This is a genomic window from Desulfosoma profundi, from assembly GCF_055387865.1.
The window spans coordinates 2,735,106-2,748,539 of sequence record NZ_AP042420.1 but is presented as its reverse complement, the minus strand read 5'-3'; the positions used below and the strand labels follow the sequence as shown (position 1 = coordinate 2,748,539).

The 13,434-nt window shown below is 58.0% G+C and carries 9 protein-coding genes and 1 tRNA gene; all 10 read right to left on the bottom strand.

Annotated elements, in window-relative coordinates; genetic code table 11:
* Positions 1–15 precede the first annotated feature (15 nt).
* The 10 genes from ACZ5K9_RS11900 to ACZ5K9_RS11855 all read right to left on the bottom strand — a co-directional run bounded on the left by ACZ5K9_RS11900 (position 16) and on the right by ACZ5K9_RS11855 (position 13,412).
* Positions 16–630: a hypothetical protein gene (locus tag ACZ5K9_RS11900; RefSeq protein WP_464271551.1), complete on the bottom strand. Its 615-nt coding sequence runs from the start codon at positions 628–630 to the stop codon at positions 16–18.
* 85 nt (positions 631–715) lie between these two features.
* Positions 716–791: transfer RNA gene (locus tag ACZ5K9_RS11895), tRNA-Phe, on the bottom strand.
* Positions 792–842: 51 nt separating this feature from the next.
* Entirely contained in the window at positions 843–1,886 is a 1,044-nt protein-coding gene (locus tag ACZ5K9_RS11890; protein ID WP_464271550.1) for a hypothetical protein, read from the bottom strand.
* Positions 1,883–2,683 (bottom strand): RsmE family RNA methyltransferase, encoded by an 801-nt coding sequence (locus ACZ5K9_RS11885; RefSeq protein WP_464271549.1) that lies wholly within the window; start codon positions 2,681–2,683, stop codon positions 1,883–1,885. The genes ACZ5K9_RS11890 and ACZ5K9_RS11885 overlap by 4 nt, the downstream gene beginning before the upstream one ends.
* Positions 2,684–2,809: 126 nt before the next feature.
* Positions 2,810–3,598, bottom strand: a complete 789-nt coding sequence (locus ACZ5K9_RS11880; protein WP_464271548.1) for a prepilin peptidase — start codon at positions 3,596–3,598, stop codon at positions 2,810–2,812.
* A 21-nt stretch (positions 3,599–3,619) separates the two neighbouring features.
* Positions 3,620–5,959: a type I DNA topoisomerase gene (topA, locus tag ACZ5K9_RS11875; RefSeq protein WP_464271547.1), complete on the bottom strand. Its 2,340-nt coding sequence runs from the start codon at positions 5,957–5,959 to the stop codon at positions 3,620–3,622.
* Positions 5,960–6,050: 91 nt separating this feature from the next.
* The gene (gene dprA / locus ACZ5K9_RS11870) at positions 6,051–7,196 is read right to left on the bottom strand and encodes a DNA-processing protein DprA (RefSeq protein WP_464271546.1); all 1,146 of its coding nucleotides are present in this window, start codon (positions 7,194–7,196) and stop codon (positions 6,051–6,053) included.
* Between the two features lie 251 nt (positions 7,197–7,447).
* Entirely contained in the window at positions 7,448–9,214 is a 1,767-nt protein-coding gene (locus ACZ5K9_RS11865) for an SPFH domain-containing protein (protein ID WP_464271545.1), read from the bottom strand.
* On the bottom strand, positions 9,211–10,797 hold the full coding sequence (locus tag ACZ5K9_RS11860; RefSeq protein ID WP_464271544.1) for an SPFH domain-containing protein: 1,587 nt from the start codon (positions 10,795–10,797) through the stop codon (positions 9,211–9,213). The genes ACZ5K9_RS11865 and ACZ5K9_RS11860 overlap by 4 nt, the downstream gene beginning before the upstream one ends.
* 299 nt (positions 10,798–11,096) lie before the next feature.
* Positions 11,097–13,412 carry a molybdopterin-dependent oxidoreductase gene (locus ACZ5K9_RS11855; RefSeq protein ID WP_464271543.1) on the bottom strand — a complete coding sequence of 772 codons (2,316 nt, stop codon included), beginning with the start codon at positions 13,410–13,412 and terminating at the stop codon, positions 11,097–11,099.
* Positions 13,413–13,434: the final 22 nt, after the last annotated feature.

Genomic DNA, 13,434 nt, shown 5'->3' with positions numbered 1-13,434 from the left:
TCCTTCCGAGGGGGTCTAAGAACTCGTGAAGTAGCCTCGGGGGGCCCCCACATTGTCAAAGGCTGAATTGAAATTGCGATAAAGGGAGTGGTAGTCCCGAATACGGTGCCATTTTTTGATGTATCCCGGGGGAAGCTCATGGACCATTTGCACGCCCTTCCATTTCTCAGGGATCGGAAAGGCATAATACGGAAGGTCTTCCGGCACCCCGCGCACGACAATCACCTGAGGCACGACCCATTCCAGGTAGGCCAGGTAGAGGCGATGCATGCCGTCGTTGATCAGGTTCACCACTTGACCGTTGCGCTCCGTGGATTCTTCGACGACGGGAGGCAACAGATCAAAAGGCTCCTCGACCCCCTCCACCCAAATCTTTAGATACCCGTTGAGATGGAACAGGTCGAATCCGAACTGTTCCAGTTCCCACTTGAGATGGCGGACTTTCTGCAGTTCCTGCACGAGGACATAGCGTTGGGCGGGATAGAGGTCTTGTATGGGAATTTCTTCCAGACTGATGGCGGCATCCCGATAGACGACCACGTCAGGGCGTTTGAGCAACGTCACACGTCGAAGCCGCTCCAGCAATTCCCCTTCCGAACGGTATTGCACCTTCACTAGACGTGGTTCCATATCCGCTCCTCAGTCTAAAAGAGGAAAGCCCGCTGGTGGCGGGCTTTTTTATGGTTGGGGCGGTAACCCCGAATCAGAGTGCTTGTGGTGGCGAGGCCCAGAATCGAACTGGGGACACGAGGATTTTCAGTCCACTGCTCTACCGACTGAGCTACCTCGCCAAAACCGTGGGCGAAATTACAGGAAGAGTCTTGCCCTTGTCAAGCAGTTTGTCATTTTTCCTCGTCTTCGTCGGGTTCGATGTAGAATCCGTCTTCCAATTCCAGCACCAACCCATCGACGGCCACCTCGTCTTCCGCCGACTTCTCCTCTTTTTTGGGTTTGGACTCCGGCTCCTCCGTCAGGGCATCCAGATCTAAAACAAAGGGCTCCTCCGACCGTTCTTCTGAGGGTTCTTCTTTCGACGGCCCTTCGTCCAGAGCAAATTCTTGGACAGCTAACCCACCATCGCGTTCTTCCATGAGAATGAAAACGTCCTCGTCTTCATTCTCATCCGGTGTCTCGACCCGTATGCCCCTATCCTCGTCACGTGCCCGAACCGGCTCATCCGCCGGCGTGAGTTCATCCCCCAGATCCAGGTCCAGATCCAACGCTTCGGTCGACCCAATCGGCGGTCTGTCTGTTTCTGGGGCGATCACTTCAATATCCTTCAGAAGCTCGTCAGCCGATTCCAACTCCCGCCGGAGCCGCTCCAAAGCTTCGTCACTCAATTCCTCGTCTTGCAAGGACTCCACCACATCCACTTCGCCTTCCAGTTTAGGCCCATCCACGACATCGAGCTCTTGGATCGACTGATCGTCCAGCTCGATCTTCAGATCCAGAGCCTCTAACCCTTGTTCGAAGCCCAGCGGCTCGTCCTTGGAAGTAGAAGGGCTCTCATCCATCCCCTTCTCCAGGGACAGCGAACTATCTTCGGCGCCCACCGGCTCTGGCACGGCCAGAGATTCTTCGCCTTCGTCCAAAAGTTCCAGGGTGATTTCTTCGGGTTGTGCATCCATGTCTACCTTGAGGTCAATCTCGCCCAAAAGATCCAGAGCCTCCCCAGCCCCAGCGCCCGCTGGGGAGTGGGCAATGTCCGCCGTGGCCGCTCCAGCCCTTTGGGCCAGAGAGAGAATCGCTTCCACAAGAAAAGCCGGGGCGACCGGAGCAAAATCCCATAGGTTCAGTTCCTGACGCACCTCCGTGAGATCCTTGCCGCATTTGGTGCAGGTGCTCACATGGTCAAATCCGATAAAACCACACTTTGTGCATTTCATGGCGTCTCCATCCTTACTGCAGGTTGGAACTCTGTGTGAAACGCCTGTCCCCACACAACCTCCACAGCGGCAAGCAGGGCCGTGCAGGCGGTTTCAAAACGCAGCACGTGCCGTCCAAGGCTGATGGGAATAAAACCGTAGGCTTGAAACGCGTCCCGTTCCGCATTCTCCCATCCTCCTTCGGGTCCCACGGCGGCAATAATGCGTTGCGCGACAGGATAACGGTCCCGAAGGGCCAATAGGGATACGCGTGGATCCTTCTCCGCGGCAAAAAGACGAACTTCTCCCTCTCTTCCCCTTTCCCTGTCGCCGAGACCCCGCAGCAGTTCTTCCAGAGAATCTTCGCAGCGCATCTGCGGAAGCCAGGCCCTCCCGCATTGGCACAAGGCCTCGCGGGCAATCTTTTCATATCGAGAAAGCCGTTTTCCCTTTTGGGATCCTGCCATGCCGTATTGGCTGCGCTCCGCTTCGAAAAACCACAACTCCCCTGCGCCCAATTCCACCGCCTGCCGCACCACAAGGTCCATACGGTCCGCCCGAGCCCACGGGACGAGCAGCACTGTCGTCAGCTCGCGGAGATCCTCCTTCCAGAGGTCCACGACCTCGACTTCCACGCGTCCGTGATGATATCCCCGAATGGCAGCCCGTGCCGTCCGTCCCCGACCGTCACAGAGTTCCACGGCATCCCCGTGCCGATGCCGGAGTACCCGCCACACGTGGTGGGACACTTCGGGATTCAGCAGAAGCCCTCCACGCACGGTTTCCAAAGATTCACAAAAGAAGCGACGGCGTGTCATGATTCTCCATACCCGGCCGCATCCTAGGTCAGCACGCCGGATTACGGTCATCTTCGCTCTTCTTCCGCCGCAAAGCTCGGCGAGTTCCGGCTCGACCCTGGAAAATGCCGACGGGTTTTCCCCTCCTCATCCTCCTAGACTCTCGAAATACCAGGCTGTGAGCCTTTCTCCCCAGAACATGTAAGTAATGGCGCCCAAAGAGAGAAAAGGCCCGAAGGGAATACGCATGACCCAGCCTTTGCGGGACCACGCCATGGCCACAAGCCCCACGGCGGCACCCACCACGGACGAAAAGAACACGGTAAAGAGGACCCCTTTCCACCCGATGAAAGCGCCGATCATGGCCAGAAGCTTGATGTCTCCGCCGCCGAGCCCATCCTGCTTGCGCAGCCGTTGATACCCCCACGCTACGGCAAAAAAGAGTCCCCCGCCAAGAAGGACACCGATGAACGAATCCAACCAACGTGTATGGGGAAATACGGCAGACGCCGCCAGGCCGAAAACCATTCCACCGAGGGACAAAAAATCGGGAATGAGGTAAGTGTCCAAGTCGATGAAAGCAATCACCAACAAAAGGGAGGCAAAAACAAAGAAGATGACACCCGACGGATTCCATCCGAAAACATGAAAAATCCCCGCAGCCAGAACTCCGGCCATAAGCTCCACCGCAGGATATCGCCAAGAAATCGGATGGCGGCAGTACCGGTATCGTCCGTGCAGTAAGACAAAGCTGAGGATGGGAATATTGTCGTACCACCGGATCGGGCGGCTGCAGGCGGGGCATCGGGACGGTGGGGAGACGATGGACTCACCCCGAGGCCATCGGTGAATGACCACGTTATAAAAGCTCCCCAGGCAACACCCGATCATGAAAGCCACCAGAGCCCCCATCCCCGAAAACCCACCTTCATCCATACCCCGGTTCCTTCCCAGACCCTATGGTTCTTGCAGGGCCTTGTATCCACAGCCCGCACGGGCACACACAGTGTATTTATCGCCTTTTTTGTCGGCTTTTTCCATCATGGCCGGGGACCCGCACTGGGGGCAGACTTTCGCAACGGGTCGGCTCCACAGCACCACGTCGCAATCCGGGTACCGGGTGCAACCGTAGAATTTTCTCCCCTTTTTGCTCATCCGTTCCACAATCTCTCCATCGCACCCCGGTCGGGGACAGGGTACCCCCAAGGTGACCGGTCGCGTATTTTTGCATTTGGGGTAGGCACTGCAGGCAAAAAACTCCCCGAATCGACCCTTTTTCAAAACCATCGGACTGCCGCATTTGTCGCATGTCTGCCCGGAAGATTCCTGCGCCACCAGCTCAATCCGACCCTTGTCGTCGCGGCGGTAGTCGGCCGTAAATCGGCACTCCGGATAGTTGCCGCAAGCGATGAAAGGGCCGTTTCGACTGAACCGGATATGCAAAGGCCCGCCGCACTCGGGACACGGGATGCCCGCAGGCAAGCCCGCCGCCTTGAGGTTCAGCATCTTTTCCTGAGCTTCGCTGAGACTCACACTGAAACGTCGGTAAAATTCCTCAAGGACTTTAAGGTATGGACACGTACCGCGTTCCACCTCGTCCAGGCTCTCTTCCATCTTGGCGGTAAACGCCACGTCCACAATTTCGGGGAAATGGGCCGTCAAAAGGTCGTTGACGAGCAAACCGAGCTCCGTCGGGGCAAGCTGTCTTTTATTTTCCTGGACGTATTCCCTTTCTAGGATAGTCGTCACTATGGTCGCATACGTGCTGGGACGTCCGATACCTTTGTCTTCCAATTCCTTGATGAGGCTCGCTTCCGAATACCGCGGGGGAGGTTGCGTGAAATGCTGTTTTGGAACGAGCTTGTGAAGATCCAAAAGCTGGCCTTCCAGCAGCGTCGGTAGCCGCCCCTGGGTTTCCCCGTTCTTTTCCTGAGACTCCTCGTCTTCGCTTTCGGTATAAAGCACCATGAAGCCTGGAAAATCCACCACGGATCCCGAGGCCCGAAAATAATGGGGACGGGCCGTTTTTTTCTTCTTGCCTTCTTCGCGCTTCAAGTCATTGGGACCAGCAGGTTCCGGCACCGCCTCAATGGTCACCGTCGTCTGAGAAATCGCGGCCGGGCTCATTTGACAAGCCACAAAGCGTTTCCAGATCAAGCTGTAAAGGGCCAATTCGTCCCGGGACAAGGACTTGGCCAGCGACTCTGGCGTTCGGCCCACATCCGTCGGCCGGATGGCTTCGTGAGCGTCCTGAGCCCCTGATTTGGTTTTGTAGATGACGGCCTTGGGAGGCAAGTAGTCGGTTCCGAAGCGGTGGGCGATAAACTCCCGGGCGGCTTCGAGCGCTTCGTGGGAAAGACGGGTGGAGTCCGTTCGCATGTACGTGATGAGACCTATGGCGCCTTCGTCTCCAATCTCCACACCTTCGTAAAGTCTCTGGGCCACCCTCATGGTCTTCTTGGCCGGAAAGCGCAACTTCCGTGCGGCCTCTTGCTGCAGCGTGCTGGTGATGAAGGGCGGCGGCGCATGCTTTGAGCGCTGCTTTTTCTCCACCTTGAGCACGCGGAAGAGATTTCCTTCCAGGGCTTTGAGTACAGCCGCGGTTTGTTCTTCCGACCGAAGGTCGCATTTCTCGGAGCCGATACGCCAGAGCTTGGCCTCAAAAAGATTGGATCGATCCTTCTTGCCGTCGTCCTGCCGTGGAGAAAGCTGGGCCGTGACCGTCCAGTATTCTTCAGGCACGAACTGCTGGATTTCCCTCTCCCGCTCGCAGATGAGCCTTAGAGCCACGGATTGAACTCGTCCCGCGCTTAGGCCCCGTTTCACCTTTTCCCACAGGATGGGGGAAATGAGATACCCCACGAGCCGATCCAGAATGCGGCGTGCCTGTTGCGCGTCATACAAATTTTGATTCAGGCGCCCTGGATTTTGTAAGGCGTCGCGGATCGCTCGAGGCGTCAGTTCGTAGAAAAGCACCCGGTATAAGGGTTTTCCGTTGATTTTGAGCTCTTCCGCGATATGCCACGCAATGGCTTCTCCTTCCCGGTCCGGGTCCGGCCCCAGATAGACCGCCTCCGCCTTTGCCGCCGCCTCGCTCAACTCCTTGAGCACCTTTTTCTTGGTACGCAAAACCTGGTACTCCGGCTTGAACTGGTTTTCCACGTCAATGCCCAACCTGGCTTCAGGCAGATCCTTGACATGGCCGACGGATGCCTTCACAACGAAATCCTTCCCCAGGTACCGGTTGAGCGTCTTCGCTTTCGTCGGACTTTCTACGATCAACAACGATTGAGCCATTCTTCCTCCACGAATCCATGATGAGTTACATTCGGCATTTTTGAGGGTTTTCTACAGTGAATTCGTTCACCCATCAGGCGAGCTGCCATCATCATGAAAGCCGCACAAAATACTTGCCGGGCATCTGGCGCACAAGCCCTCTGATCTCGAGCGCCATGAGCGTCGCCATGACCACGGCCGTTTCCAGGCCGCTTTCGCGGCAGAGCCTGTCCACATGAACGGGTTCGACACCAAGCAGACCCAGGACGGTGGCTTCAATCTCGGACGTCTCCACCCCACGGGGCTCAGCCGGTTCGAGTCTCGGGCCGACCGGGGCGGAACTTGGCCGAAGCATGGGTTTGAGTTGTTCGAGAATATCGTCGGCGCTTTCCACAAGGGTCGCCCCTTGTCGGAGCAGCTGGTGCGGTCCGTGGCTCCGCAGATTCCGAGCCATTCCAGGAACCGCAAAGACTTCCCGTCCCTGCTCTAAGGCCCAGCGCGCCGTGATGAGCGAGCCGCTTTTGGCGCCCGCCTCCACCACCACAACCCCCAAGGCCAGACCGCTGATGATCCGGTTTCTTTGAGGAAAGTGGCCGGGTAAGGGGGGTGTGCCCAAAGGAAATTCGGTCAACAAAGTCCCGTGGGCCATAATGGCGGAGCGAAGCTCGGCGTTGGGACGGGGATACGGGACATCCAAACCACAGCCTAACACGGCTATGGTACGACCGCCCCCTTTGATTGCGCCACGATGAGCGGCCGCATCGATGCCCACAGCCAGGCCGCTCACCACCGTCACGCCCCGCCGCCCCAAATCTGCGCACAATCGTTCTGTGAACACAAGTCCCATGGGAGAGGCGGACCGGGATCCCACAACGGCGACGGCCACAAGATCGCGCGGTTCTGGACAGCTCGTGGCATAGAGAACCGCCGGCGGGTCGGGAATGTTCTTGAGGTTATCGGGATAGTCAGGATCCCCGAGGACAATGAGCCCCCATCCCTGAGCTCGAAGGGCCTGCCATTCCTCCTCCACCGGACGGAGGGTGCGCCGTGCAAGCAGGGCTTCTTGCGCTTGCCGACGCAGTCCGGGGACCGCGTGCACATCATGGGCATGGGCGACACAGACCGCCTCAGGGGAACCGAGACGTTCGATGAGCTTCAGAATGGAGACATTTCCTAGATCCGGCGTGAGTTTCAGCGTCAGCCACGCTCGGGTGTTTTTGTCCAATTCGGTTCGCACGGCAGCAGCTACTCCAAACACTTTCTGACGGACTGCTCCTTAGTGCCCCGCCGTTTGTTTGTCAAACTTTCATCCTGTGATGCCCTCCGCGGACTCATCACCGACGGGTCACCGCCGCGCCTCGATCCAGAAGGATCTCAGACCAGGGAGCCCGCGAAAGCCTTATGAGCCCTTAGCGGTCACTTCCTCGATCCGTGTGTTTCTATGAACACCGGCGATATAGCGACAAAGCCTCCGGTGCATGAGTTGCCCCAAGCGATCGTTTTGAAACTTCATTGGTCTTTTTTATGAAGGATCGCGGCTCCACCTAGTTCCCCCAGGCTGGCCTTTTCCAAGTCCGTCCACAGGGTGCCTTCTCCTGCATAAATAACCTGCACTTTGAGTTCCGGGTTCAGTTTGCCGGCAAACTCCCACGCGGTAAAAGCTGCTGGATCCCTAAAAGCCTGAGTCTGCAAAGCAAGCCCCTTTGCCCTTTCGCCTTCCACCCTGCGGATCACCTCAGCTTGAGCCTGCCCGAGTCTCAGGACTTTTTGGGCGCGGATTTCCGCCGTTGTCTTTTCGATCTCGGCAACTTTTTTCAGTGTCTCTCCGGCAATCTCTGCAACACTCTTTTCTTGCTCCGCCTTGATGACCGCTCGGATCCGCTGCGTCTGCTGGGCGACCTCCGCCCCGCGTTGCTGGATCAGGCTAAACTCCGTATTCAGTTGAGCCTGTTTTCGCGCCGTGTTTTGCTTTTCCTGATTGGTGAGGTCCTGTTCCTGGGCGATGCTGGACTGCTGGATGGGCTCCAAGATTTCTTCGGGCACGTTCACGTGGCGGATGAGCGCATTGTGAATGAGGATCTGACGCTCCGCCAGGGTCTTGGCCAGAGTGTCTTTCAAGTCCACCTGAAACTTTTCCCGTCCCTCACCCACAATGAAATCCGTGGCACGATAGGCCGAGCCTTTGAGGCGCGAGACACTCAGAATCTGAGGCATAAGGATTTTGTCCACGACAGCCGGGAGATCTCCGAATTGCCGAAAAACCCATGCAATGGATTCCGGCCTCATTTCAAACTCTACGGTCATGTCCAAGCTGATTTCAAATCCGTCCCGCGATGGAAATGTCACAAACTGATCCAGGACAAAGCCCGGCACGGCCGCCTCCACCATCGGATGGGTTTTGTCCACGAGCGGTCGGGGAGCTGGAGGGGCCGGGGTTTTCATGGGTACAGGGGGCGCCGGCTCTCTTCCTTTTACCGGCGGCTCGGTCACCAGCGCCCCCGGTTCTTTCGCTCCAGGGGTAGTGCGCGCCTTTTCGAGGTAGTCCTTCCGCCGCTCCATTTGTTCTCTCAGCACTTGGGCTTGAAGCGCGGAAACGGCGCCGCTCGCCTCCGGCTGAAGGGCCGCCTTCTTGGTGACCACCGCACTGCCTTCTTTGCCCAAAAGCGACACTTGGTTGATCCCGATCTCAAGCACGTCGATCCGGAATTCCTTGGGATTTGCGTAGTACAGGCCGGGTTGCAGGATGTTTTCCCGTACCCCTTTTTCTCCAGGCCCGGCGAATTCCCCGTCTGTGGTCTGTTTGCCGGAAAGGGAGGTCACAACGCCCACAAATCCGATGGGAATGCTGAGGGCATCCACCAAGTCAATCTGATACCCGTAAGGATTCATGCGGTAACGGCCCGGGCCGAGGACCCTTCTCCAAATCCCCTTCTGCCCGGGTTCGGCGAGAAATTCCCCGGGAGGCAGATCTGAGCCCACCTTGGAAGTGACGATCCCAATCTTTCCCGGTGGAATGGTGATCGCCTTTCGGATTTCCACATCGTAGAGGAACACATCACGAAAGTGGCGCCCCTCCCCCAGCACCTCTTCCTGAATCCCCTTTTGTCCCTTTCGGGCCAAGATCTGCCCCGGTGGCAGACTCCGGCCGGTCTTGGCGATGACAACGGCCATCTCCCCCGGCCCCACATAAAAACGGCAAAAGACCCACTGGTAAGTGATCCAAAGCCCGGCGATGACCAGCCCCAGCGAAACCACTCTCCAGGCGTTCCTTTTCATGGGTGATCTCCTTGCTCGGCCGCGGTAAACCCGCCCGCCCTTTGTGTCCCCCCTTTGTGCCGAAAACCTTCAAAAACACCGCCCAGAGCATCGGATCGGTCCGTAGTGAGCACCGATCCGATACGGGGCGCCAAGGCGTTGGTGAGACTGTACCGAGCCAGTCCCCATCCATCTCCAAAGGCCGAAACCTGATCCCCGATGACACGTGCCTGAGCTTCATTTTGAAGCCGGATGACCTCCTTGTCCGCATCCGCTTTGAGGAGAAGGGCCTCCGCCTGAAAGACGGCCGCATCGTTTTCCAGCTTCGCAACTTCCAGTTCCTTGAGGGCCGCCGTAAGTTTCACGTCCTGGTCCTGGCGTGCCTGGATCACGGCCCGGATCTTCTCGGTTTCCGCTTCCACCTTTTCCTTGTTTTGCTGGGCCAGCATTTCTTGTCGGGTCAATTCGGCCTTGCTCCGGGCCTGCTCAATCTGGCGGTCGAACATCTTGGCCCGCTGCACCGCCACCTCCCGGTCGCGGATGATCCTGGCAATTTCTTCGGGAGGGGAGATGTTTCGAATGAGTACCGAACGGATGGTCACGCCCCAGTCGGCGCACCGATCTTTTAAGTGCTGCTCCAGGTTGTTCTGAAACTGTTGTCTTGTTTCCCCGACGATATACGCGATAGCCGGGTGTTTGCTCCCTTCGATCCGGCTGAATCCCCGAGCCCTCGGCAAGATGATCTTCTTCAGGATATCCTCCATATCGCCCACTTTGTGGGTGAGAAGCGCAGCCTGGTCTCTGTTGATAGAGTATTCAATGGTCCCTTCCACGGTGACGTTGAACCCGTCCAAGGTGAGAAACGTGATGGCGTCTTCCCCGCTCATCTCAAACCTTTGGCTCTGAAGGGTCATCTCGGTGACCGAGACCATGTAAGGATTCAGATAATAAGTGCCCGGATCCAGCACCTCCTTGACCACGCCTTTCGCCCCTTCGGGGACCAGGTACCGATTCCGCTCCTCCACCGGGAGCTCCGCCGTGTGCACATCCACGCCCACCAAAGATGTCACCACGCCCACATGGCCCGGACGCACCGTCACGGCGTCAAAAATCTGGACCGCATATGCGTAAGGATTGATGCGATATTTCCCAGGCCGCAAAACCTCGCCCACAATGCCCTTTTTTTGGGAATTGGCGATGATCGCCCCAGGGGGAAGATCTTCTCCCCACAGTCGAATGAGCACGCCCAGTTTGCCCGACGGGATGTCGGTCACGGGATGGATCTCCCAGCCCCATGTGTAGGGATTTCGGAAATAGCGGCCTTCCGGGAGGACCTCCATTTGAATGCCTTTTTGATGGGGTTCGAAAGCCACAATCTGACCCGAGGGCGGGTCAGCGCCGGTTTTCCGGATGAGAACCGCAATCTCGTCCGTTCCCGGCTCGATTCTCCAAAAAAACCACACCCACAGGCCTGCGGCGAGAAAAAGCAGAGCCGCAAAAAACCACCGGTTCGGTTTCCAGCGCTCCGCCCATGGCGGTATCGAGCTCCACGGCCCCATGCGCACTTTTCCCGCTTTCTTTTCCTGGGTTGCTTCTTCAGTCATGGCATTCTCCGACACGATGGCAAGGGTTCTTGGAAAAATGGGGGATGGGGCGAGACCGCTGCCGTGGGACAACAAGATCAGAACCGACGGGATCATGTGAAGAACAGCCGGATATCCGGCCTGCCCGAAAAAGTCTAAATCTTGGAGGAGAAGACTCCAAGAGATTTCTTCAGGGGGATAATGACGGGTGTCTAGGAGGGGGCACGGCAAGCGGGCCGATTGCAGGTTCTTGGTGGAGCGGCATTGACGATGGACCGCGCCCCGACCCCGCGAATCTCGCGAGGTCGGGGCGAAGGGGATTACAAACGTGCGGCAAAAAACTTGAGCGACGGTTTCTCATCGGACAGAGGAAGGCGGTCGGTACCCGATCCATCCTCTTTCACCGGCCAGCACGGCCCTTTCCTGCCTAGGGAAGCGTAGCGCAACGGGCTGATCTCTTTAATCAACTGCGCAGCCTCATCGAACGCTTGGGCACGGTCGGCGGGAGCCAGATTCGGATTGAGGCGGCGGAGCACCCCTTGGATAAGGTCGAAATCGGCTTGAGCTTCACCTGGAGGCGGCATGACGGGGGTCAACTTCTGAACGCGGCGTTCACAGTTGGTCGCCGTGCCCTCCTTTTCCAAGAACGCAGCTCCGGGAAGAATCACGTGGGCGTAGCGCGCCGCTCTCGTCATTCCGCAGTCTTGAACGATAAGGAGCTGCAGTTTGGCCAGGGCGCTTTCCACCACGCGTTCCGCAAGGCCCAGCTCGAAGGGATCCACCCCGACGAGGTAAAGGGCCTTGAGATCCCCTTTCTCCATGGCTTCAAACATCTGCGGCCAGCTCAGGCCGGCTTCTCCCGGCACCTCCACCCCCCAGAGATGGCTTACCGTCTTTCGGGCACCCGCCTGGGTCACACTGCGGTATCCGGGCAGGTACTTCGGCCACGCCCCGAAATCGGCCGCGCCTTGCGCATTTCCGGAGACGCCCATGGCCGCCACCCCCCCTCCGGGTACGCCCACGCTCCCCAAGAGCATCTGCAAGGCTGCACCCATCCGATACAAGGCTTCGTTGGCCGGCTCCTGAGCCATGTCCGCACCGTAGATGAGGCACGCGGGTTTTTTTGAGGCATACAAGCGAGCCGCCTCTTGGATTTCCGTTTCCGTAAGCCCGGTGCGTTCCGCCACATCCAGCAAGGCGATCTTTTCCAGGCTCCGTTCCAACTTGTCAAACTCCTGCGTGTACTTTTCCACAAAGGCGGCATCGTAGAGCTTTTCGGAAACAATGACCTTAAGGAATCCGCAGAGCAGGCTGGACTCGGACCCCGGCCGGATGGCCAGATGCCGTTCGGCGTTCTTGGTCAATCCCACGCGATCCGGATGGGCCACGATCATCACCGCGCCTTCCCGGACGGCCTTTCTGGCGCGCAGCGCCGCAATGGCATGTTTTTCCAAGGTGTTGGATCCGAGCACAAGGAGGCTCTTTGCATGGGCGATATCGTCGAGGGATCCGCTCATGGCCCCCCAGCCCAGACTGCTGCTCAACCCTTCATAAAGGGGTAAATGCCAGGGACCGGCGATGTTATCCACGTTGTTCGTGCGCAGGGCGCCTCGGGCCAGCTTTTGCAGCGTATAGTATTCTTCATTGGTGAGCATCCCACCGGCCAGGACCCCTACGGCCGCACCGCCGTGTTTTTCCACGATCTCCGAAAGCTTGCCTGCCGCCGCATCCAACGCGGCATCCACAGCCACGGGGACCTGCTCACCCGCGCTGTCGCGCACATATGCCTGTTGCAGCCGATTGGGCGTATTCACAAAGTTGTAGTTGAACCGTCCGACTTTGCATAAAGCTCCGACGTTGGCCGGTGCCTCGAAGTCCCCGTGCACGGTGACCACCTTCCCTTTGGTGGTGTCGTAGATGGCTCCACAGCCCATGGGGCACTGGAGGCAAATGGTGGCCCCTTTTTGGACTTCCCACGCCCGGACTTCATAACGTCCGCTCCGGAACCCAATGGCATCCACAGGGCAAAAGTCCGCGCAGTGCCCGCAAAACTCGCACCCCGCATCTTGCAACGGCAGCTCGAAAGCCGTGGAGATCCGCTGCTCGAAGCCGCGCCCCACCTTGGTCCAAATATCCGCCCCTTGCACGTCATGACACGCACGGATACAGCGGCGGCAGAGCACGCACTTGTTCATGTCGATGTGCAGATAGGGGTTCGGGTCCGAATCCACAGGATGCTTGTGACGTTCCCCGGGATAGGCGTCGGGTTTGACGCGGAAACGATAGGCCAGGTCCTGCAGTTCGCACGCCCCGGTGGCCTGGCACGTCATGCAGGCGTTGGGATGATCAGACAAAAGGAGTTCCAGAATAGTCTTTCGAGATTCTTGCACCTTTTCCGAATCCGTTTCGATCACCATACCCTGGCGAGCTGGAAAGACACAGGCGGCAACGAGCGTCGACCAACCTCGGCGGACGTCCTCCACGACACAGATCCGGCAGGCTTCTTCCAGCGGCAGATAGGGATGGTAACACAGCGTCGGGATGTACACCCCTACCTTCTTTGCCGCATCGAGGATTGTCGCGCCTTCTTCCACCTGCACTTCTTGGCCATTGATCTTCAACGTGATCGTCGCCATATGTCCCATCCCTCTTCCGGTG

What these genes read in the sequence shown, in the direction of transcription:
- ACZ5K9_RS11890 (WP_464271550.1), bottom strand. Translation starts at nt 1,886, where the DNA reads ATGAAATGCACAAAGTGTGGTTTTATCGGATTTGACCATGTGAGCACC.
- ACZ5K9_RS11885 (WP_464271549.1), bottom strand. Translation starts at nt 2,683, where the DNA reads ATGACACGCCGTCGCTTCTTTTGTGAATCTTTGGAAACCGTGCGTGGA.
- ACZ5K9_RS11900 (WP_464271551.1), bottom strand. Translation starts at nt 630, where the DNA reads ATGGAACCACGTCTAGTGAAGGTGCAATACCGTTCGGAAGGGGAATTG.
- ACZ5K9_RS11865 (WP_464271545.1), bottom strand. Translation starts at nt 9,214, where the DNA reads ATGAAAAGGAACGCCTGGAGAGTGGTTTCGCTGGGGCTGGTCATCGCC.
- topA (WP_464271547.1), bottom strand. Translation starts at nt 5,959, where the DNA reads ATGGCTCAATCGTTGTTGATCGTAGAAAGTCCGACGAAAGCGAAGACG.
- ACZ5K9_RS11855 (WP_464271543.1), bottom strand. Translation starts at nt 13,412, where the DNA reads ATGGCGACGATCACGTTGAAGATCAATGGCCAAGAAGTGCAGGTGGAA.
- ACZ5K9_RS11860 (WP_464271544.1), bottom strand. Translation starts at nt 10,797, where the DNA reads ATGACTGAAGAAGCAACCCAGGAAAAGAAAGCGGGAAAAGTGCGCATG.
- ACZ5K9_RS11880 (WP_464271548.1), bottom strand. Translation starts at nt 3,598, where the DNA reads ATGGATGAAGGTGGGTTTTCGGGGATGGGGGCTCTGGTGGCTTTCATG.